15 protein-coding genes and 1 pseudogene are annotated in these 20,748 nt (G+C 68.0%); 4 read left to right on the top strand and 12 right to left on the bottom strand.

Going from position 1 to position 20,748, the window contains the following annotated elements:
* The first annotated feature begins 110 nt into the window (after positions 1 to 110).
* Entirely contained in the window at positions 111 to 578 is a 468-nt protein-coding gene (locus tag J2X45_RS11230) for an Lrp/AsnC ligand binding domain-containing protein (RefSeq protein ID WP_096052310.1), read from the top strand.
* Here J2X45_RS11230 and J2X45_RS11225 read toward each other — a convergent pair.
* The 4 genes from J2X45_RS11225 to J2X45_RS11210 all read right to left on the bottom strand — a co-directional run bounded on the left by J2X45_RS11225 (position 575) and on the right by J2X45_RS11210 (position 6,709).
* Positions 575 to 739, bottom strand: coding sequence for a hypothetical protein (locus tag J2X45_RS11225; RefSeq protein WP_310214662.1), 165 nt, complete (start codon positions 737 to 739; stop codon positions 575 to 577). The genes J2X45_RS11230 and J2X45_RS11225 overlap by 4 nt on opposite strands.
* 221 nt (positions 740 to 960) lie before the next feature.
* Complete coding sequence (locus J2X45_RS11220) at positions 961 to 2,364, bottom strand: efflux transporter outer membrane subunit (protein WP_310214659.1); 1,404 nt, start codon at positions 2,362 to 2,364, stop codon at positions 961 to 963.
* 1 nt (position 2,365) lies between these two features.
* Entirely contained in the window at positions 2,366 to 5,521 is a 3,156-nt protein-coding gene (locus J2X45_RS11215; protein ID WP_310214658.1) for an efflux RND transporter permease subunit, read from the bottom strand.
* 12 nt (positions 5,522 to 5,533) lie between these two features.
* Complete coding sequence (locus J2X45_RS11210; RefSeq protein WP_310214656.1) at positions 5,534 to 6,709, bottom strand: efflux RND transporter periplasmic adaptor subunit; 1,176 nt, start codon at positions 6,707 to 6,709, stop codon at positions 5,534 to 5,536.
* A gap of 187 nt (positions 6,710 to 6,896) precedes the next feature.
* Between J2X45_RS11210 and J2X45_RS11205 the strand changes: the two genes are divergently transcribed.
* Positions 6,897 to 7,493 carry a TetR/AcrR family transcriptional regulator gene (locus J2X45_RS11205; RefSeq protein WP_310214654.1) on the top strand — a complete coding sequence of 199 codons (597 nt, stop codon included), beginning with the start codon at positions 6,897 to 6,899 and terminating at the stop codon, positions 7,491 to 7,493.
* Positions 7,494 to 7,672: 179 nt separating this feature from the next.
* Here the strand turns inward: J2X45_RS11205 and J2X45_RS11200 are convergent, their stop codons facing one another.
* Positions 7,673 to 8,443 carry a TIGR00730 family Rossman fold protein gene (locus tag J2X45_RS11200; RefSeq protein WP_310215288.1) on the bottom strand — a complete coding sequence of 257 codons (771 nt, stop codon included), beginning with the start codon at positions 8,441 to 8,443 and terminating at the stop codon, positions 7,673 to 7,675.
* Between the two features lie 146 nt (positions 8,444 to 8,589).
* On the opposite strand from J2X45_RS11200, the gene J2X45_RS11195 reads away from it, so the two are divergent.
* Positions 8,590 to 10,182 carry an MBL fold metallo-hydrolase gene (locus J2X45_RS11195; protein WP_310214652.1) on the top strand — a complete coding sequence of 531 codons (1,593 nt, stop codon included), beginning with the start codon at positions 8,590 to 8,592 and terminating at the stop codon, positions 10,180 to 10,182.
* Here J2X45_RS11195 and J2X45_RS11190 read toward each other — a convergent pair.
* From J2X45_RS11190 to J2X45_RS11180, 3 genes are all read right to left on the bottom strand, one after another.
* Entirely contained in the window at positions 10,179 to 11,036 is an 858-nt protein-coding gene (locus tag J2X45_RS11190) for a rhamnogalacturonan acetylesterase (RefSeq protein ID WP_310214650.1), read from the bottom strand. The two genes, J2X45_RS11195 and J2X45_RS11190, sit on opposite strands and share 4 nt — an antisense overlap.
* A 68-nt stretch (positions 11,037 to 11,104) precedes the next feature.
* Complete coding sequence (locus J2X45_RS11185; RefSeq protein ID WP_310214648.1) at positions 11,105 to 12,727, bottom strand: family 43 glycosylhydrolase; 1,623 nt, start codon at positions 12,725 to 12,727, stop codon at positions 11,105 to 11,107.
* A gap of 262 nt (positions 12,728 to 12,989) precedes the next feature.
* Complete coding sequence (locus J2X45_RS11180) at positions 12,990 to 14,426, bottom strand: sugar porter family MFS transporter (protein ID WP_310214645.1); 1,437 nt, start codon at positions 14,424 to 14,426, stop codon at positions 12,990 to 12,992.
* A gap of 367 nt (positions 14,427 to 14,793) precedes the next feature.
* Between J2X45_RS11180 and J2X45_RS11175 the strand changes: the two genes are divergently transcribed.
* The gene (locus J2X45_RS11175; RefSeq protein ID WP_310214642.1) at positions 14,794 to 16,992 is read left to right on the top strand and encodes an outer membrane beta-barrel family protein; all 2,199 of its coding nucleotides are present in this window, start codon (positions 14,794 to 14,796) and stop codon (positions 16,990 to 16,992) included.
* A gap of 194 nt (positions 16,993 to 17,186) precedes the next feature.
* Here J2X45_RS11175 and J2X45_RS11170 read toward each other — a convergent pair.
* The 4 genes and pseudogenes from J2X45_RS11170 to J2X45_RS11155 all read right to left on the bottom strand — a co-directional run.
* Positions 17,187 to 17,582: pseudogene (locus J2X45_RS11170) on the bottom strand (GNAT family N-acetyltransferase); the annotation flags it as partial.
* Positions 17,583 to 17,637: 55 nt separating this feature from the next.
* The gene (locus J2X45_RS11165; RefSeq protein WP_310215286.1) at positions 17,638 to 17,844 is read right to left on the bottom strand and encodes a hypothetical protein; all 207 of its coding nucleotides are present in this window, start codon (positions 17,842 to 17,844) and stop codon (positions 17,638 to 17,640) included.
* Between the two features lie 209 nt (positions 17,845 to 18,053).
* Positions 18,054 to 19,829 carry a xylonate dehydratase XylD gene (gene xylD, locus J2X45_RS11160; RefSeq protein ID WP_310214640.1) on the bottom strand — a complete coding sequence of 592 codons (1,776 nt, stop codon included), beginning with the start codon at positions 19,827 to 19,829 and terminating at the stop codon, positions 18,054 to 18,056.
* Complete coding sequence (locus J2X45_RS11155) at positions 19,822 to 20,688, bottom strand: SMP-30/gluconolactonase/LRE family protein (protein WP_310214637.1); 867 nt, start codon at positions 20,686 to 20,688, stop codon at positions 19,822 to 19,824. Before J2X45_RS11155 ends, xylD begins: the two co-directional genes overlap by 8 nt.
* Positions 20,689 to 20,748: the final 60 nt, after the last annotated feature.

Raw genomic sequence — 20,748 nt, 5'->3', positions numbered from 1 at the left:
GAGGGCGGCGCCAGGCGGCGCTGGAACGATGCGGGGTATACCCCTGCATTCTCCGAATGTGCTACGTTTGTATTGTTTAATTTTCGAAGCTTCTTCGGTGAAAATGCAATATGGCCATTTCTGCTCTAGATGACACCGATCGCCGGCTGTTGAAGGTTCTGCAGGCCGACGGCCGCATCACCAACGCCGAGCTCGCCAAGCGCTGCAATCTGTCGCCGGCGGCCACCTTCGACCGCGTCCGGCGACTGCGCGAGCGCGGTTTCATCACCGGCTACGCCGCCTTGCTGGACCCGGCCAAGGTCGACCGGGCTCTGCTGATCTTCGTGGAGGTGGTGCTGGAGCGCACGACCGGGGACGTGTTCGAGGAGTTTGGCGCCGCCGTCCGCCGCGCGCCCGAGATCCTGGAGTGCCACATGGTGGCCGGCGGCTTCGACTACCTGATCAAGGCCCGCGTGCGGGACATGGAAGCCTATCGCGGTTTCCTGGGGGACATCCTGGTCAAGATGCCGGGCGTTCGTGAAACGCGGACCTACGCCGTGCTGGAAGAGGTCAAGAGCACCGTGCAGCTGCCGCTTTAAAGCGCGCCGTGGCTCGAGGCCGCAAAGGTCCAAGCCCGCTCGGGCGTCAGGTCCTGCGGCGGGCAGGCGGCCGCCAGCACGATGGCGGTGATGGCCAGCACCGTCGCTACGACGATGCCCATCAGATGGAACGCTTGCTCTCTTTCTTTCGAGGGCGACATGAGTCGACTCCGAGTCAATACCTGCGCGGAGTTTAACTCAATCGATTGCGTAAGTGTGATCACAGTAGAGTAAACCTCCCCGTTTCGAGGAGGCCGGGCGCGTCTGCGAAGGTGGAACGGGCGGCTCAGGGGGGGGGAGGAGCACGCCCGTTCCGTTCGCGACCATCGGGGGGATGATGGACAGCGAACTCCCCCGGCTAGGCCGGGGAAGCGGTTTAGCCTCAGGCTGCGGGCGCGCCGCCGCCGAGGGTCTTGTAGAGGGTCACAAGGTTGGTCGCCTGCGCCAGGCGCGCGCTGATCAGGCCCTGTTGCGCCGTATAGAGGCTGCGTTGGGCGTCGAGCAAGGTCAGCGCGCTGTCGAGGCCAGCGTCGCGACGCTGCTGCGACAGGCGGGTGCTGTCGGCGGCGGCGGCGGTCAGGCGCTCCTGGGCGGCCAGGCGATCGGCGACCGTGGCGCGCACCGACAGGGCGTCGGAGACCTCGCGGAACGCGGTCTGCACCGTCTTCTCATAGGTCGCCACGGCGATGTCGCGGTCGGCCTTGGAGATGTTCAGGTTCGCGACATTGGCGCCGCCGGCGAAGATCGGCAGGCTGATCTGGGGCGCGAAACTCCAGACGCCCGTCCCGCTCTTGAAGAGATCGCCAAGCTCGGTGCTGGCCGACCCCGTCGAGCCCGTCAGGCTGATGCGCGGGAAGAACGCCGCCCGCGCCGCGCCGATGGTGGCGTTGGCCGCTTGCAGTTGGCGCTCGGCGGCCAGCACGTCGGGACGACGGGCCAGGACGTCGGAGGGCAGGCCCGCCGGCAGGTCCGCCAGTACGCTGTCGGCGTCCAGCCTCCCCGAAGGCAGCAGGTCGGCGGGCAGCTCGCCGCCGGCCAGCAGGGTCAGGGCGTTGCGGTCCTGGGCGACCTGGGCGGTGTAGACCGCGACGTCGGCGCGGGCCGTTTCGGCCAGGGTCTCGGCGTTGCGCAGGTCCAGCAGCGAACCGGCCCCGCCGTCGACCCGCTGGCGCACGAGGCGCAGCGAGTCCTCGCGGGTGGCCAGGGTGCTCTGCGCCAGCGCCAGGCGCTCCTGGTCGGCGGCGAGGGTCAGCCAGGCGTTGGCGGTCTCGGCGATCAGGCTGACCTGGACCGAGCGGCTGGTCTGCTCGGTGGCCAGGTAGCTCTGCAGCGCCGCGTCCTTCAGGCTGCGGACCCGGCCGAACAGGTCCAGTTCATAGGCGGTGAAGCCGATGGTGGCGCTGTAGACCTCGGTGTCGAAGGCCTGGCCGGTCTGCGAGGTCGAGGCCGGGGTGCGGCCGCGCTGCTCGGAGACCGCGCCGTTGATCCCCGGGAACAGGGCGGCGCGCTGGACGCCGTACTGGGCGCGGGCCCGTTCGATGTTCAGCACCGCCACGCGCAGGTCGCGGTTCTGCTTGAGGGCCAGATCGACCACGCCCTGCAGGCGCGGATCGACCAGCACCTGGCGCCAGTCGAGGTCGGCGGCCGAGACGGTGGTCGCCGCCTCCGGCGTCGTCGTCGACCAGGTCTGGGCGACCGGGAGGACCGGGCGCTCGTACTTGGGGGCCAGGGTGCAGGCCCCGACCGCCGTCGAGGCGACCAGGATCAGGGTGAGGTTACGCAGCATCTCAGTGAGCCTCCGCCGACGGGGTGTCGCCTTGAGGGGCGTCATGACCGGCGTGCTTGGGTTTGAAGATCTTCTCGACGACCACGAAGAACAGCGGGACGAAGAAGATGGCGAGGACGGTGGCCGAGATCATGCCGCCGATGACGCCGGTGCCGATCGCGTGCTGGGCCCCCGATCCGGCCCCGTTGGAGATCGCCAGCGGCAGCACGCCGAAGACGAAGGCCAGCGAGGTCATGATGATCGGGCGCAGGCGCAGGCGAACCGCCTCCAGCGTGGCCTCGATCAGGCCCATGCCCTTCTCGTAGAGGTCCTTGGCGAACTCCACGATCAGGATGGCGTTCTTGGCCGCCAGGCCCATGGTCGTCAGCAGTCCCACCTGGAAGTAGATGTCGTTGCTGAGGCCGCGCAGGAAAGTCGCGGCCAGAGCCCCGACGACGCCCAGCGGCACCACCATGATCACCGCCAGCGGGATCGACCAGCTCTCATAGAGCGCGGCCAGCAGCAGGAACACGACCAGGATCGAGATCGCGTACAGGGCCGGCGCCTGGTTGCCAGACTCCCGCTCCTGGGCCGACAGGCCGGTCCACTCGAAGCCGACGCCCTTGGGCAGCTGGGCGGCGAGCTTCTCCATGGCGTCCATGGCCTGGCCCGAGCTCTTGCCCGGGGCGGGCGCGCCCTGGATGTTCATCGACGACAGGCCGTTATAGCGCTCCAGACGCGGCGAGCCGTAGGTCCAGGACGCCGTGGCGAACGCCGGGAAGGCGACCATCTGGCCCTGGTTGTTGCGCACGTACCAGCGGTTCAGGTCCTCCGGCGTCATGCGGAACGGCGCGTCGGCCTGCATGTAGACCTTCTTCACGCGGCCCCGGTCGATGAAGTCGTTGACGTAGGCGCCGCCCCAAGCCGCGCTGAGCGCGCTGTTGATGTCGGCGGTGGTCAGGCCCATCGCCCCGGCCTTGGCCTGGTCGACGGTGATCTTCAGCTGCGGGGTGTCGTCCTGGCCGTTGGGGCGCACGCCGACCAGGTTCGGATCCTGGGCGGCCATGCCCAGCATCATGTTCCGGGCCTGCATCAGGGTCTCGTGGCCCACGCCGCCGACGTCCTGGAGCTGGAAGTCGAAGCCCGACGAGGTGCCCAGTTCCGGCACGGCCGGCGGGACCACGGCGAACACCATGGCGTCGCGGATCTGGCTGAACGCGCCCATCGCGCGGCCGGCCACGGCGGGAGCCTTCAGGTTGGCGGCCTTGCGGTGCTCGAAGTCCTTCAGGCGAACGAAGGCCAGGCCCGCGTTCTGCCCAGCGCCGGCGAAGCTGAAGCCCGAGACGGTGAACACCGACTGCACAGCCTCCTTCTCGCCGACCAGGAAGTGGTCGCGGACCTTGTCCAGCACGGCCAGGGTCTTTTCCTCGGTCGCGCCGGCGGGCAGCTGGACGAGCGTCAGCATGGTGCCCTGGTCTTCCTCGGGCAGGAAGGCGCTGGGCAGGCGGACGAACAGCAGGCCCATGGCCACGATGATGGCGGCGTAGATCGCCATCCAGCGGCCGCTCTTGCCCAGGATCTTGCGCACGCCGCCCTGATAGCGCGACGACACGTCGTTGAAGCTGCGGTTGAACCAGCCGAAGAAGCCGGTCTGGTGGTCCTTGTGGCCCGCCGCGACGGGCTTGAGCAGGGTGGCGCACAGCGCCGGCGTCAGGATCAGGGCGACGACCACCGACAGGGCCATGGCCGAGACGATGGTGATCGAGAACTGGCGATAGATCACGCCTTGCGACCCGCCGAAGAAGGCCATCGGCACGAACACCGCCGCCAAGACGAGGGCGATGCCGATCAGGGCGCCGGTGATCTCGCTCATCGACTTGCGGGTGGCTTCCAGCGGCGAGAGTCCCTCTTCGGACATCACGCGCTCGACGTTCTCGACCACGACGATGGCGTCGTCGACCAGGAGGCCGATGGCCAGCACCAGACCGAACATGGTCAGGGTGTTGATCGAGTAGCCGAAGACCGCCAGCACGCCGAACGTGCCCAGCAGCACCACCGGCACCGCTATGGTCGGGATCAGGGTCGCGCGCCAGTTCTGCAGGAACAGGAACATGACGATGAACACCAGCACGATGGCTTCGATCAGCGTCTTGACCACTTCCTCGATCGACAGCTTCACGAAGGGCGTGGAGTCGTAGGGGACCACGTACTTGTAGTTGGCCGGGAACGATTGCTCGAGCTGGGCCATCCGGGCCTTGACGGCGGCGGCGGTGTCGAGCGCGTTGGCGCCGGGGGCCAGGCGGATGGCCAGGCCGGCGGCCGGCTTGCCGTTGAACTTGGCGACCGAACCGTAGTTCTCAGCCCCGAGCTCGACGCGGGCCACGTCCGACAGGCGCACGGTGGCCCCGCCGGCGGTGTTCTTGACGATGATGTCGCGGAACTGCTCGGGCGTCTGCAGGCGCGACTGGGCGGTGATGGTGGCGTTCAGGCCCGTGCCCGGCAGGTTCGGCGCGCCGCCGATCTGGCCGGCCGAGACCTGGGCGTTCTGGGCCCGGATCGCGGTGGCCACGTCGGCCGGGGTCAGGCTGAAGCTGGCCAGCTTCTGCGGGTCCAGCCAGATACGCATCGCGTACTGGGCGCCGAACAGCTGGATGTCGCCCACCCCGTCGACGCGGCTCAGCGGGTCCAGGATGTTGGAGGCCAGATAGTCGGCGAGGTCGGTGTTGGTGGTCTTCGGGTCCTCGGAGAAGAGGCCGACCACCATCATGAAGTTGCGCGCCGACTTGGCGACCGTCAGGCCCTGCTGCTGCACTTCCTGCGGCAGCAGCGCCGTGGCGGTCTGCAGCTTGTTCTGGACCTGGACCTGGGCGATGTCGATGTCGGTCCCGGCCTTGAAGGTCAGGGTGATGGACGCCGCGCCGGAGCTGTCGCTGGTCGACGACATGTACTCCAGGCCGTCCAGGCCCTTCATCTTCTGCTCGATGACCTGGGTGACGCTGTCCTCGACGGTCTTGGCCGAGGCGCCGGGATAGACGCCCGAGATGGTGACCTGGGGCAGGGCGATGTCGGGATACTGCGCGACCGGCAGGGTCCGGATGGCGAGCGCCCCGGCCAGCATGATCACGATGGCGATGACCCACGCGAAGATGGGCCGGTCAATGAAGAAACGCGAGAGCATGGGGAGCCGGCCTTAGCGCTGGGCTTGAGCGGGAGGGGCGGCGGTCGAGCCGGCAGGGACCGGCTTGATCGGCGCGCCGGGGCGCATCTTCTGCAGACCCTCGACGATGACCTTGTCGCCGGCGTTCAGGCCGCCGGTGATCAGCCACTTGTCGCCGACGGTCTGGCCCAGGGTGACCGGACGCGGCTCGGCCTGGCCCTTGGCGTTGACCACGGTGACCAGGGCGCCGCCCTTGGGGTCGCGCTGGATCGCCGTCTGCGGCGCCAGGATGCCGCCCGAGGCGACGCCCTGGCTGAGGACGGCGCGGACGTACATACCCGGCAGCAGCACGCCATTCGGGTTGGCGAACACCGCGCGCAGGCCCACCGCGCCCGTGCCCGGATCGACGGTGATGTCCGAGAACTCCAGGCGGCCGGGGATCGGATAGGTCGAGCCGTCCTCCAGCTTCAGCGTCACCTGGGCCGAGCCGCTGCGGCCGACCTTGCCTGAGGCGAACTGCGCCTGGAGCTTCAGGAGTTCAGCCGAGGTCTGGGTCAGGTCGACATAGACCTTCGACAGGTCCTGGACGGTGGCCAGGGCGGTCGCCTGGTTGGCGGTGACGAGGGCGCCGGCGGTGACGCTGCTCTTGCCGATGCGGCCCGAGATCGGCGCGGTCACGCGGGCGTAGTTGAGGTTGATGCGGGCGGTGTCCAGCGCGGCCTTCTGCACGCCGACGGCGGCGGCGGTCTGCAGCGCGGCGGCCTGGGCGTCGTCATTGTCCTGCTTGGAGACCGCGCCGGTCTCGACCAGGGCCTTGTAGCGGTCGGCCTTCAGCTTGGCGGCGGTCGCCTGGGCCTGGGCCTGGGCGAGGGCGGCGGCGGCGCTGTTGTAGGCGGCCTGATAGGTGGCGGGGTCGATCTGGTACAGCGGCTGGCCGGCGCGGACGATCGAGCCTTCCTCGAACAGCCGCGCCTTGATGACGCCGCTGACCTGGGGGCGCACTTCCGAAACCAGATAGGCCGAGGTGCGGCCGGCCAGTTCCGTGGTCAGGCCCACGGGCTGGGACTGCACGACGATGTAGCCGACCTCGGTGGGTCCGCCCATGCCCATGCCCCCGCCTCCGCCGGGCTTCTGGCCGCAGGCGGTGAGGGTGAGCGCAATGGCGGCGAGTCCCACGGTCGTCGCCGCGACCGAGCGTTGGAAGTGCATGTTTGACCCCGGGGAGGAGAGGGTCGCGTGGGCTATTACCCTTGACGCGGCCGGTATGATGAACAATGTGAGAATGAACGTTCATTCTCAAGCGGGCTGGACATAGGAGCGCGAGTGTCGCAAGTCAACACCCAGCCCCGACGGTTTGGCTGACCTAACGGAAATGTAATGGCGACCAGGATTTTCAATGGCTGACGAAACACACGCGGGGCGTCCGTCGCCTGAAACGCGCCGCCAGCAGATCCTGGATGCGGCCTGCGAGCGCGTGCGTCAGTCGGGCTTCCACGGCGCAAGCATGGCCGACATCGCCAAGGCCGCCGGTCTCAGCGTCGGGCAGATCTACCGCTACTTCGAGAACAAGGAGGCGATCATCGCCGCCATCGTCGCCCAGGACCTGGCCGAGATGCGCGACAAGTTCGCCGAGTTGGAGAAACAGCCGGGCACGCTGCGCGACTCCATCGATGACCACCTGCCCGAGGCGATCGACAAGTGTTTCGACCCACGCCGCGCGGCCCTGGCGCTTGAGGTGGTGGCCGAGGCGGCCCGCAACTGCAAGGTCGCCGCCATCGTTCGCTCGGCCGACGAGCAGGAGCGCGCCCTGGCCCGCGCCATGATGGAGCGCGACCGCAAGCCCGAATGGACCGAAGCCGAGTTTCAGGCGCGCTGCGAGGTGGTCGGCCTGTTGTTCGACGGCCTGCTGCTGCGGGGCGTAAACCACCCCGACCTCGACCGTGACGCTCTGACCTGCGTGCTTCGATCCACCGTGCGGCACCTGCTCAGCTAGAGCGTGAGGCGGACGCACAAGCTAGCGCAATACCAGTACGACCAATTTCTCGTCATCCCGGAAGCCTCGCAGAGGCTATCCGGGACCCAGGGGTTGCAGGGGCTCTGTGCGACCCGCCCCTGGGTCCCGGCTCTCCGCGCTGCGCGCTGCGGCCGGGATGACGACGGGAGATGTGGGCTCTAGGGCGTTGCAGGCAGCTTCAGCCCGCAGTCCACCAGCTTCTCCCAGACGCCTTCCGCGTCATCGGCGAAATGCAGCAGGTCAAGGTCCGACGCCGCGATCATGCCGTGCTCGACCAGGGCGTCGAAATTGATGATCGACCGCCAATAGGCCTCGTCGAACAAGACCACCGGGATCGGCGGCGCCTTGTCAGTCTGGCGCAGGGTCAGGATCTCGAACAGCTCGTCGAAGGTGCCAAAGCCGCCGGGGAACACCACCAGCGCATTGGCGCGCATGGCCAGGTGCATCTTCCGCATCGCGAAATAGTGGAAACGGAACGTCAGCTCCGGTGTGCTGTACGGGTTGGGGACCTGCTCGTGCGGCAGGGTGATGTTGAAGCCGATCGACGGCGCGCCGGCTTCAAAGGCGCCCCGGTTGGCGGCCTCCATCAGGCCCGGTCCGCCGCCGGTGGCGATGACGTTGTCACGGACCTTGTCGCCGTTCTGATGCTTGGCCCCGCCGCGCTCGGAGACGATCTGGCCCAGCCGCCGCGCCTCGGCGTACCAGCGGGCGCGCTGGGGCGGTCCGTCCTCACGCACCCGGGCGCTGCCGAACACCACGATGGTCGAGCGCACGCCCCAGCGGCGCAGCGCTTCATCGGCCTTGGCGAACTCCAGCAGGAACCGCACGCCCCGCATCGAGTCGCCGAGCAGAAAATCCTGGTCCAGCGCCGCCAGCCGATAGGACGGCGAGGCCAGCTGCGCCAGGTTGTCGGGGCCGGAAGGGGGCAGGGGAACTTCAGTCACGATTGCGTCTCACGGTGGCGTCACGGCGCAGACTATGCGGTGATGGCCGCGCGGACTTGACCTAGATCAGGGCGGCGGGGGTCCGCGCAAGCCTTGGTGCGGGCCCGCGATGCGCAGGAAGAGACAATCGAATGACCATGACCTTGACCTTCCACGGCGCGGCCGGTTGCGTCACCGGCTTTTGCGCCCGGCTGGTCACCGACCACGCCACGGTGCTGATCGACTGCGGCATGTTCCAGGGCTCCAAGACCCTGAAGGCCTTGAACTACCAGCCCTTTCCGTTCGATGCGGGACGCGTCGACGCGGTGCTGCTGACCCACGCCCATATCGACCATTCGGGCCTGTTGCCCAAGCTGATGCTGGCCGGGTTCGAAGGGCCGATCCACGCCACGGCCGCGACGCGGGACCTGGGCGCGGTGATGCTGGTCGACGCCGGCGGCATCCAGGAAAACGAGGTCGAGAGCCTCAACCGCCGCAATCTGCGTCGCGGCCTTCCTCCAGTCGAGCCGATCTATACCGAGCGCGATGGCGAGCGGGTCGCGCGGCAGTTTCGCAAGGTCAAGCTGGGCGAGCCGGTCCGTATCGCCGAAGACATCGTCGCCACCTGGTGGCCGGCCGGGCATATGCTGGGCGCGGCCTCGATCTCGGTCGATGTTGGCCCGGAGGGCAAGACCAAGCGCATCCTGTTCTCGGGCGATCTTGGGCCCGGCGGCAGTCCGTTCCTCGACGATCCCGACGCGCCGGTGGGCGTCGACCACCTGATCCTGGAGTCGACCTATGGCGACCGCGACCGCGTCGGGATCGACAGCGCCGCGCGCAAGCAGCAGCTGGCCGACGAGGTCCGCGCCGCGCACGCCGCCGGCGGTCCCCTCTTGATTCCCGCCTTCGCGGTCGAGCGCAGCCAGGAGCTGTTGGTCGACCTGCTGGACCTGATGGACCAGGGCGAGGTTCCCCGGGGCGACATCTTCCTGGACTCGCCGCTGGCCATCGAGGCCACCAAGGTCTTCCAGGAACGCGGCTGGAATCCGCGCACCCAGACCAATCCCTTCGAGGTGCTGCGGCCCTCGCAGCATCTGCGGTTCCTCGACTCGCCCGCCGAGAGCGATGGGCTGGACCGCCTGAAAGGCTGGCACGTGATCCTGGCCGCTAGCGGCATGTGCGACGCCGGGCGAGTGCGCAAGCATCTGCAACGCCTGCTCTGGCGGCGCGAGGCGACGGTGCTGCTGTGCGGCTACCAGGCGACCGGCACGTTGGGGCGGCTACTGGCCGATGGGCGCAACCGGGTGACGATCCGGGGCGACGAGATCAGCGTCCGCGCCCGCATCCGGCAACTCGACGCCTATTCGGGTCACGCCGACGCGGCGGGGCTGGTGGCCTGGGCCAAGGACCGGCTGCCGGTGGCGGGCTCGATTTTCCTGGCTCACGGCGAGCCTGACGCGACCGAGGGCTTGCGGCGGCGACTGACCGAGGCGGGCTTTGCGCCCGAGCGCCTCGTGATCCCGGCGCTGGATGAGAGCTTTGCGCTGGACGGCGTCGGCGCGGCGCAGCCGGTCGGCGAGGCGCGGCCGCGTCTGCCGGCCGAGGCTCCGGGCAAGCTGGACTGGCACAATCAGCGCGTGGCGTTTCAGGTGGCGCTGGGCCAGGCCCTGGCCGCCGCGCCGGACGACCGCGCGCGCGAGGCGCTGCTTCGGGCGCTCACGGCGACGCTGGATAGCCGAAGTTAGGGCAGCAGGTTGCGCCGCAGCTCTGGCGCGACGTCCGCCAGCGCCTTGGCGACCATGGCCGAGAACAGCGCCGCGCCCTCGGGGCCCAGGTGGGTGTAGTCGAACACCGGCCTGAAGCTCCCCATCGCGCCGGGCGCAGGCGGCGGGGCGGCCGGCGGACGGGGCGGGGCCTCTGCCCCGGGAAGGACCGGCTCGTAGAACATCGCGCCCGTGGTGGTTCCCGACGCGGCCGAGGCGAGGATCTCGGGCGGCGGCGGGATCTCGGCGAGCCGCATCGCCGCCGCCGGCCCCATGGCCTGGACGGCGTCGCGGCTGAGCGCATGCAGGTCCACCAGCGGGGTGTTGGTCTCGGCGGCCAGCTTGCGGATCGCCTGCGCCCAGGGGGCGAGGTCGTCGAATACCTGGCCGTCCTTGAACTGCCGGCGGATCAGGGGTGTGACCAGCACCGGCTTGGCGCCCGCCGCGCGCGCCTCCTCGACGAAGCGCCGCATGTTGGCGGGGAACTCGGTGGCCAGGTCCGTCGAGCGCTCGGGGCGGCCGGGCTGGTCGTTGTGACCCAGCTGGATCAGCACGAAGGTCTGCTCGAAGCCGCCCGCGCTGATCTCCTTCAGGGCCAGGTCCCACGAGCCTTCCTCGCGATAGGTGCGGCTGGACCGGCCGCCGCGTCCCAGGTTCACGCAGGCGATGTTCGAGGTCACGTGCGTGGCGCAGAACGCCCCGCCCCAGCCACTGTTCACCGCCACGGTGGAGTCGCCCACCAGCACGATCTTGGACGCCTTGAAGATCGGTTCCTGGGCGTGGACGGCGATAGGCGCGACCAGCAGGGCGGCGGCGATGAGGAGGGGTTTCAGCATCACAATCTTCCGAGTTTCCCGGCGAATCCCGGGATCCAGATTCAGTCGGGGAGATCGGCGGTTCGGGCCTAGTCCAACGCCCGATACTTGAACCCCCGGAACCGCGCCGAGCCCTTGCCGGCGGCGTAGATCCCCGGCTTCAGCATCAGGAAGCCGCCGCGCACATTGTGGTGGTAGCCGCTGACCTCCATGCCGCGATCAAAGCGCTTCCAGGTCTTTCCCCCGTCACCGCTGGTGTGGAAGCTGACGATGTGGCGGTTGTTCCGCAGCCGCATCAGCATCCTGCCGCCGTGCGGATTGGCCGGACGGCCGCGCTCGATGCCGTACTGGTGGGTGACGAAGTTCTTCGTGTCGAAGCCCAGGCCGCAATAGAGCTGGCGGTCGTAGAACAGGATCAGGCCCGCGCGGGTCTCCGGTTCGATCTCGATCTCGCACTCGATCTCGTAGGCCTGGTCGCCGTTGACGAAGATCAGCGGCGAGCCGGTGGACGGCGCCTCGCCCGCGCCCTTCAGGATCAGGGCGCCGCCTTCGCGCTTGATGCGGTCTTGCTCGCCCGGCTTGGGATCGAAGAAGTTCCATTGCACGCCGTACTTGTCGGTCGACAAGTCGTCCGACAGCGCCATGCCGTGCGGGCCGGACTTGCCGCCCTTAGGCTTCTTGATGGGCTGCGAGAGGTCGCCGCCGCCGATGTCGAACCAGCCGTCGGCCGTCCAGGTGACCGGGGCCAGCAGCGTCTGGCGGCCCAGGGTGTAGTAGCCGTTTTCGTAGCCGTGATAGACGGCCCACCAGTCGCCGGGCGTGGGGCCCTCGACCAGGGTGGCGTGGCCGCGCGACCACCATTTCTCGGCGTTGTCGGCGGTGCGGACCAGCGGGTTGCGCGGGTGGTTCTCCCACGGACCGGCCAGCGACTTGGCGCGGGCGGCGATGACCATGTGACCGGTCGGCGGGCCGGCCGTGCCGCCCACGGCGGTGATCATGTAGAAGTACTCGCCCCGGCGCATGACCTTGGGCCCCTCGGGCGAGAATCCCTCGACGTCCCAGTCATCGGGATAGCGCCAGGGATCATAGACGTGCTCGGGCTGGCCCACGGTCGACAGACCGTCCGGCGCCAGCTTGATGCGGTCGCCGCCCGACAGGAACAGCCAGCGCTCGCCCGTCTCGTCGACGATGTGGCCGGGGTCGATATAGCGCGGCAGCTTCAGGTCGATCGGCTCGGACCACGGCCCTTCGATCCTGTCGGCCCAGATCACATAGCTGGTGTTGTTCCCCGGGAACTTGGCCGGCAGGTAGATGTAGTAGCGGCCCTTGTGCTTGCAGAGCTCGGGCGCCCAGATCGCGCCGACATTGGTCTTCAGCGTTGTCGTGACCGGCGTCCAGTTCACCAGGTCACGCGAATGCCAGATCAGCAGGCCCGGATAGGCGTCGAACGAGCTGTGGGTCATGTAGTAGTCGGCGCCGTCCTTCAGGATCGACGGGTCAGGCCGGTCGCCGGTCAGGATCGGATTGAGGAAGGTCCCATCGCCCAGGTCGGCCTTGCGCTGGCCTTCGATCCCCTTGGCCCAGGTCGGTCCGCTGGTCGGCTTGGCGGGGAGCAGGCCCATTTGGGCGGCCTCGCCGGACGCAGGCAGGGCGGCCAGGCCGGCGCCGGCCAGCAGCGAGCCCAGCGCGCCCCGGCGGTTGATGTCGACCATGGTGTTTCTCCCGAACGCGGACTTGTTTTGTTGTCAGCAAGCTAGCGGCTGGGACGGTTTTGTCCACCGGTGTCATTTTGAATGAGGCGCAAAAGAAAACGCCCGGAAGCGAGGGCTCCCGGGCGGTTCTTGAAGATGCTCCCCCGCGATGCGGGGGAGCTGTCGCGGAGCGACTGAGGGGGCGGGTTGGAGGTCGGCCGAATTCGCCCCCTCCGGCCCGCTGGGCCACCTCCCCCGCGACGCGGGGGAGGAACGACCGTGGTCACCCCTGCATCGCTTCCAATTCCTTGCCGCGCGTTTCGTGGACCAGCTTCTGGACCAGGAAGAACGAGACGACCGCGCTGAGCGCATAGAAGCCATAGGTCATCGGCAGGCTGGCCGCGGCCAGGGCCGGGAAGCTGACCGAGATGACGAAGTTGGCGATCCATTGGGCGAAGCCGCAGACGGCCAGGGCCGAGCCACGCATCTGGTTGGGGAACATCTCGCCCAGCATCACCCACATGACCGGACCCCAGGAGAGGTTGAAGAAGATCACATAGAGGTTGGCGGCGATCAGCGCCGTCAGGCCGACCTGATCGCCCAGGGTCAGCACGCCGTTGACCGTGGTGGCGGTCGAGAAGCACCAGGTCATGACGCCGAGCGTCACGGCCATGCCGGCCGAACCGATCAGCAGCAGCGGCTTGCGGCCGATCTTGTCGATCACGGCGATGGTCAGCAGACAGGCCAGGATCGACAGCGTGCCCGACAGGATGTTGATCTTCAGGCTGTCGTCCTCGGTGAAGCCCACCGACTGCCACAGCACCGAGCCGTAGTAGAAGACGATGTTGATGCCGACCAGCTGCTGGAACACGGCCAGGACGAGGCCCGCCCACAGGATGACGCGCAGCTTCTTGGTCGTCGGGTCCAGCAGGTCCGAGAACTTCGGCTTGTGGTCGCTGCTCAGCGAGGCGCGGATTTCCTCGACCTTCTTGGCGCCTTGACCCGCGCCGAACAGGCGCGAGAGGATCGCTTCGGCCTGGGCGTCCTTGCCCTTGGCCACCAGGTAGCGGGGGCTTTCCGGAATGCCCAGCAGGCACAGGAAGAACACGCCGGCGGGGATGACCTGCATCCAGAACATCCAGCGCCAGGCCGGCAGGCCCAGCCAGAACTCGGCCGTCGAGCTGCCGGCGGTGTGGGCCAGCACGTAGTTGGCCACGAAGGCGCCGGTCAGGCCGGTGATGATCATGATCTGCTGCACGGACGACAGGCGGCCGCGGATGTTCGCGGGCGTCACTTCCGAGATGTAGACCGGGCACAGCACGCTGGCGGCGCCGACGCCCAGGCCGCCGATCAGGCGGAAGATGATGAACACGATCGAGCTCTCGGCCGCGCCGGTGCCGATGGCGCTGATCACGAACAGCAGGGCCGAGATGATCATCACCGTGCGGCGGCCCCAGACGTCGGCCAGGCGGCCCGCTGCGAACGCGCCGATGGCGCAGCCGATCAGGATGGCGCCGACGTTCAGGCCGGTGCCCAGCTTGCTGAGATTAAAGGCGCTCTCCAGGCCCTCTTGCGTGCCGTTGATGACGCCGCTGTCGTAGCCGAACATGAAGCCGCCGATCGTGGCGACGGCGACGATCGCGGCGACGAAGGTCATGTTGACCTTCCCGCCGTCGGCGCTCATGCCGGCGCTGGGACCGGCGTTGGATACTGAAGCCACAGGTTTCCTCCCCATGGGGCCGGACCGGCCCGTTGATGCCCTACTGATCCTTGTCGGACCTTTGGTTGCCGGCGACCTTAGTGTTACCGGTATCAGCGCGCAAGCGGTGGTTCTGACGACCACATCGACTGCGCGCGGGACTCGCTCCTGCAGACGCATCGATAGCAGACAGCGGCCGGCTTCCGCGACGTTAGAGTGCCGAGGTGGGGTGCATACGCCTGTGGCGCGAATGCCACTCGGAGTCCCCGACCAGCAACATTGCCGAAAAGAAATTTGTCCCGGCGCGCGGGAACGTCTTTACGGCTGTCGGTCGAGACCGCGCGGACGTCCGCGGCGTAACGCTCGACGCTTGATGTTGAGGTCTGCCTTGCGACTGAAGTTCGCCCTCCTCGCCGCCGCGGCCGTGATCGCGCCGCCGGCCCTCGGTCTGGCCCAGACGGCCCCTGCGCCCTCCGCGCCCGCCCAGACCACCCCGGCCAAGCCCTCGGATGCGCCGACCGCCGTCGAAGGCGTGGTGATCCGCAGCGACGCCACGGCGATGCGCACCGACATCGACCGCCGCAGCTACAGCGTCGCCAACGATCTGAGCGCCAAGACCGGCTCGATCAGCGATGCGCTGCGCAACGTCCCCTCGGTCGAGGTCGACGTCCAGGGCAATGTCAGCCTGCGCGGCGACTCCAACGTGACCATCCTGATCGACGGCAAGCCGTCGGGCATGTTCAACGGCGACAACCGCGCCGACGCGCTGCAGCAGCTGCCCGCCGACCAGATCGACCGCGTCGAGGTGATGACCAACCCCTCGGCCGCCTATCGCCCGGACGGTTCGGCTGGCGTCATCAATCTGATCACCAAGAAGACCCAGAAGGCGGGCGTCACCGGCACGGTTCGCGCCAATGTCGGCCCCGACGGCCGCTACAACGGCGGGATCAGCGCGCAGCGCCGCGAAGGCAAGGTCACGCTGTCGGGCGACGCCAGCTATCGCTATGACCGCCAGGAAGTGACCTCGATCGTGGACCGCCAGTCGCTGAACGCGGCCGGCGCTGTCACCCTGGACGCCGACCAGACCGCCGAGGTGTTGAACAAGGGCGGGGCGCTGTCGCTGCGCACGGGCGTCGACTACGACCTCGACAAGAAGACCCGCCTGTCGGCCGAGGTGCGTTATCGCGGCATGGACTACGAGGGCGACGGCCGCGAGACCTATCTGTCGCGCAACGCCGCCGGCGTCACCCAGCAAGCCTATCTGCGCGACAGCACCGGCGTGATGATCCGCGACAACGCGGCGATCGCCGGCGACTATCGCCGCCAGTTCACCGGCGCGGGCCACGAGCTGACCTCGCGCGCCGAGTACGAGATCACCCGGTTCAAGCGCGGCGGCGAGGCCTTCGCCGACTACACCGCAGGCGCGCCCGACCTCTATGAAGGCTTCAGCTTCGGTTCGGAGCAGAAGCGCGCCAACTGGAAGCTCGACTACACCAAGCCGCTGGCCGACCAGGCTAAGCTGAAGACGGGCCTGGATTTCGAAGCCGCCGACAACGACTACAACAACTACGGCGCGCGCGGGACCACGCTGAACGGCCAGACCGTCGACCCGGCCCGCACCAACCGCTTCACCTATGACCAGGACGTGTTCGCGGCCTATGTCACCTACGAGCGCCCGTTCGGCGACCTGACGGTCCAGACCGGTCTTCGCGCCGAACAGGTCGAGATCCGCACCGACCAGATCACCTCGGGGCAGAAGGGCGAGAACGACTATCTGCGGCTCTATCCGACGCTGAACGCGGGCTACCGCATCAACGACGCCAACAGCCTCAGCGCCGGCTTCAGCCGCCGGGTGGCCCGTCCGGGCGCACAGGATCTGAACCCTTATCCGATCTACCAAGACCCCTATAACTTCCGGGCGGGCAACCCGAACCTGAAGCCGCAGGTCACCGACTCGTTCGAGCTGGGCTGGCAGTATCGCAAGGGGCCGACGACCTATCTGGCCACCGCCTTCTATCGCGACACCCGCGACGGCGTGACCGACGTGGTCAAGGACCTGGGCGGCGGCGTGTTCCTGACCACCCGCGAGAACCTGGCCAAGAGCCGCAACGGCGGTCTGGAGTTCGTGGTCGTCGGCCGCCTGACGCCGAAGCTGACCTACAATGTCAGCGGCCAGGCGTTCTGGAACGAGATCGATGCGGCGAGTCTTGGCTTCACCGGCAAGCGTTCGGACACCAGCCTCTCGGGCCGGGCCAATCTGAACTATCAGGCCACCCCGAAGGACTTCTTCCAGATCAACGCCTTCACCTCGGGCCGTCGCATTACGCCGCAGGGCTATCGCGAGCCGTTCGAGATGATCAACCTGGGCTATCGCCGCAAGGTCAACGACAAGCTGAACTTCGTCGTGACGGTCAATGACGTGGTCGACAGCTTCAAGATCGCCGGGGTGACCAACGCCGCGCGCCTGCGCGACCGGAACGAGACCAAGGTCAATGTCCGCACCGCGTTCATCGGCTTCAGCTACGCCTTCGGCGGCGGCAAGCCCCGCCCCGAGCAGTTCGACTTCAGCACCGGCGGTCCGAACTAGGGGGCGGCGCAAAATGTGGTGTCATCCCGGCCCTAGCGCGCAGCGCTTAGAGCCGGGACCTAGGGGCGGCGCGCACCGTTCCTTGTCACCCCTGGGTCCCGGATAACGCCTTCGGCGTTTCCGGGATGACACGGGCTTTAGAGGGATCGTTGATCCGGCTAAGCCGCCACGCGGTCCGGTTTTCAGTCACCCGTCAGCCCCAGATGCCGCTCGGCCTCCGCCAGCCCGGCGGCGATGTCGAGCTCGGCGTAGAGATCGCCGGCCTCGCGCCAGGGCTGAAGCGCCGGACGGCCCAGCGCCTCCAGCGCCAGGGCGGTCAGCCGCAGGGCGTTGGCGAGATCCAGCCGGTGCTCGCGTCCCAGCGCGCCGTAGAGCGTGGCGGCCTCCTCGGCGGCGGCGAGGGCGGCCTCGAAGCGGCCCGCCTCGCGGTCGATGTCCGACAGGTGACGTTGGGCGTTGGCGAGGGCGGCGGTGTCCTGTTCGCTTCGGGCTTTGTCCGCAGCTTCGGCGTACAGGGTTCGGGCCAGGGCGGCGTCGCCGCGTTCGCGCAGCGCGTGAGCCTCGGTCAGCAGCCAGTCGATATCCCGCATCCGCCCTCCCTGGGACCCGCGTATAGTGGCGAGGCGCGTGTTCCGCGCCAAGGTTTCAAGAGCCGATGGGACGCTTGACCCTTGAGGGTCGAAAGAAGCCGCAGGCTGTCTTGACGAGCAAGAGCGTTAACGCCGCCAGCGCGGCTGGGACTAGCGCCACCAACCAAACCAGCACGACCAGGCCCAATTGAAGAGCGGTCGTGGCGACCACCAGACTGGGCGACTCGGGACGCTGACCTAGGGCTCGGTTCACCGACAACATCTTGTCCGCGCTCAACAACTGCCCCGACGATGTCTTTTCTACACCCGAAATGGGTTTCAACCCAGGGAAGAATTTTACAATTCGCAACGTTGTTCTTAAGGCTTTTTCAGCCTTCGGCAAATGGCCACGGTTGTTTGTAGCCGCTGCCGGCGTGACGTGCTCAAGCCCCGAGCAAAAGGGCCTCCGGATCGCTCCGAAGGCCCTTTGTCTTAGTGGTTGTGCCGGGGCAGCTTGGCCGCCAGGTCCTGGTACTTGACCGCGAACTCCAGCACCCCGCCGGTGTCGAGCTGGCTGGCGTGGGCGCGGTAGATCTCCTGCCAGGGCGTCATGGTCGCCGGCACGGCCGGGATGCCCTCCTGCTTGCGCGCGGCGATCGTCGCCTCGTCCACCAGGGCGTCGCAGCGGCCGGTGTTGAGGTCGATGCGGATGGTGTCGCCGGTGCGCAGCCACGACAGGCCGCCGCCGACCGCGCTCTCGGGCGAGGCGTTCAGGATCGAGGGACTGTCGGCGGTGCCCGACTGACGGCCGTCGCCCAGGGTGGGCAGGCTCATGATCCCCTTCTTCAGGAGGTGATCCGGCGGCTGCATGTTGACCACCTCGGCCGAGCCTGGCCAGCCGATCGGACCCGCACCACGGATGACGAGGATGCAGCGCTCGTCGATCTCCAGGGCGGGGTCGTTGATGCGCTTGTGGTAGTCGTCCGAGCCGTCGAAGACGACGGCGCGGGCCTCGAAGACGCCTTCCTGGCCGGGCTGCGACAGGTAGCGCTTGCGGAACTCCTCGCCGATCACGCTGGACTTCATGATCGCGAAGTCGAACAGGTTGCCCTTCAGAACCAGGAACCCGGCCTTCTCGGCCAGCGGCTGGTCGTAGGGGAAGATCACCTCGCGGTCGGACGTCTCGCGGCCCTCGAGGTTCTCGCCCATCGTCTTGCCGGTGACGGTCAGGACGTCGCCGTGCAGGCGGCCTTGCTGCAAGAGCTCCCACAGCACCGCCGGCGCGCCGCCGGCCCGGTGGAAGCGCTCGCCCAGATACTTGCCGGCCGGCTGCATGTTGACGATCAGCGGGATATCATAGGCCGCGCGCCAGTCGTCGGCGGTGATCTCGACGCCGGCGTGGCGGGCCATGGCCACGATGTGCGGCTGGGCGTTGGTCGATCCGCCGGCCGCCGCCACCAGGGCGATGGCGTTCTCGAAGGCCTTCTTCGTGAGAATGTCGAGCGGTTTGACGTCCTCATAGGCCAGGTCGACGATCCGCTGGCCGGTCTTGTAGGCCATCTGGCCGCGCTCGCGGTACGGGGCGGGGATCGCCGCGCAGCCGGTCAGCGACAGGCCCAGCGCCTCGGCGACGGCGTTCATGGTCGAGGCCGTGCCCATGGTGTTGCAGTGGCCCGCCGACGGCGCCGAGCTGGCGGCGCGGTCGATGAACTCTTCTTCGGTGATCTCGCCGGCGGCCAGCTTGCGGCGCGAGCGCCAGATCACGGTGCCCGAGCCCACCAGCTCGTTCTCGTGCCAGCCGTCCAGCATCGGACCGCCGGAGAGGACAATGGCCGGGATATTGACCGTGGTGGCGGCCATGATCCCCGCCGGAGTGGTCTTGTCGCAGCCGGTGGTCAAAACGACGGCGTCGATCGGATAGCCGTGCAGGGTCTCCACGAGACCCAGGTACGAGAGGTTCCGGTCCAGCGCCGCCGTCGGGCGACGGCAGTTCTCGAAGATCGGATGGACCGGAAACTCCATGGGGATGCCCCCGGCGTCGCGGATCCCGTCCCGCACCCGCTGGACCAGGTCCAGGTGGATGCGGTTGCAGGGCGAGATGTCGCTGCCGGTCTGGGCGATGCCGATGATCGGCTTGCCGCTGCGCAGCTCCTCCGGCGTGATCCCGTAGTTCATGAAGCGCTCCAGATAGAGCGCGGTCATGTCGATATGGTCGGGGTTATCGAACCAATCGCGGGACCGGAACCGGCGGGGCGTGCGGTTAGACAAGGCGGACCTCATGCTGGGGTTGGCCGGCGATGGGGACCTCGACAGCGAACACCCCGCCGGCCAGCGGATACTGGGCCAGGGTCTCGTCGCTCAGGCCCTTGCGGGCGGTGGTGAAGTAAAGGGTCTTCAGGTCAGGCCCGCCGAAGCAGGGCTTGGTGACGTTCGGCGCGGGCAGTTCGATGCGCGCCACGGCCTCGCCGGTGGGGGCGAAGCGGATCGCGCCGAAACCGCCCCACAGGGCCGTCCACAGATAGCCTTCGGAATCGACGACCGAGCCGTCCGGGTAGACGTCGTCGCCCACGGCGATCTTCACGAAGACGCGCTTGTTCGACAGCAGGCCGTCCTCGGACAGGTCGAAGGCGTAGATCGTCTTTTCCAGGGTGTCGGTGTGGTAGAAGGTCTTGCCGTCGGGCGAGACGCACGGGCCGTTGGTGATGCAGATGTCGCGGTCCATGCGGGCGACGCCGGTGGCGTCCATCCGGTACAGCGAGCCGCTCTTGTTCTCTTCCCCGTCATGCATCGTGCCGAACCACAGGCGGCCCTGGGCGTCGACGGTCGCATCGTTGGGACGATTGTCCAGAGCGGCGTCCTCGACGACCGTGATCGGATGGAAGCCCGCCAGCGGGTTGAACCGATAAAGTCCCGACTTCAAGCCGGCGACGAAGCCGCTGCCATCGGCCAGGGGCGCCAGGAAGGTGACCTGCTCAGGCGCGGCGATCGTCAGCGCCTCGGTCGTGACCGGGTCGTAGCGATGGATGCTGTGGCCCTTGATATCCACGAACCACAGGGCGTTGTCGCTCCAGATGGGACCTTCGCCCAGAGTGGCCTTGAGATCCCAGACGCAAGTGACGGCGGTCATGCTCAACCGTTCTCCGTAAAACTGATGTTGGCCGTTCGATAAGGCGTGGCGCATTCCCAG

Source organism: Caulobacter sp. BE264 (assembly GCF_031457805.1).
Lineage (GTDB): Bacteria > Pseudomonadota > Alphaproteobacteria > Caulobacterales > Caulobacteraceae > Caulobacter.
This window is presented reverse-complemented; position numbering and strand designations above follow the sequence as displayed.

Bases quoted from the DNA above. Each gene is read 5' to 3' on its own strand.
- J2X45_RS11230 (WP_096052310.1), top strand. From the start codon at position 111: ATGGCCATTTCTGCTCTAGATGACACCGATCGCCGGCTGTTGAAGGTT.
- J2X45_RS11225 (WP_310214662.1), bottom strand. From the start codon at position 739: ATGTCGCCCTCGAAAGAAAGAGAGCAAGCGTTCCATCTGATGGGCATC.
- J2X45_RS11220 (WP_310214659.1), bottom strand. From the start codon at position 2,364: ATGCTGCGTAACCTCACCCTGATCCTGGTCGCCTCGACGGCGGTCGGG.
- J2X45_RS11215 (WP_310214658.1), bottom strand. From the start codon at position 5,521: ATGCTCTCGCGTTTCTTCATTGACCGGCCCATCTTCGCGTGGGTCATC.
- J2X45_RS11210 (WP_310214656.1), bottom strand. From the start codon at position 6,709: ATGCACTTCCAACGCTCGGTCGCGGCGACGACCGTGGGACTCGCCGCC.
- J2X45_RS11205 (WP_310214654.1), top strand. From the start codon at position 6,897: ATGGCTGACGAAACACACGCGGGGCGTCCGTCGCCTGAAACGCGCCGC.
- J2X45_RS11195 (WP_310214652.1), top strand. From the start codon at position 8,590: ATGACCATGACCTTGACCTTCCACGGCGCGGCCGGTTGCGTCACCGGC.
- J2X45_RS11190 (WP_310214650.1), bottom strand. From the start codon at position 11,036: ATGCTGAAACCCCTCCTCATCGCCGCCGCCCTGCTGGTCGCGCCTATC.
- J2X45_RS11185 (WP_310214648.1), bottom strand. From the start codon at position 12,727: ATGGTCGACATCAACCGCCGGGGCGCGCTGGGCTCGCTGCTGGCCGGC.
- J2X45_RS11165 (WP_310215286.1), bottom strand. From the start codon at position 17,844: ATGTTGTCGGTGAACCGAGCCCTAGGTCAGCGTCCCGAGTCGCCCAGT.
- J2X45_RS11155 (WP_310214637.1), bottom strand. From the start codon at position 20,688: ATGACCGCCGTCACTTGCGTCTGGGATCTCAAGGCCACTCTGGGCGAA.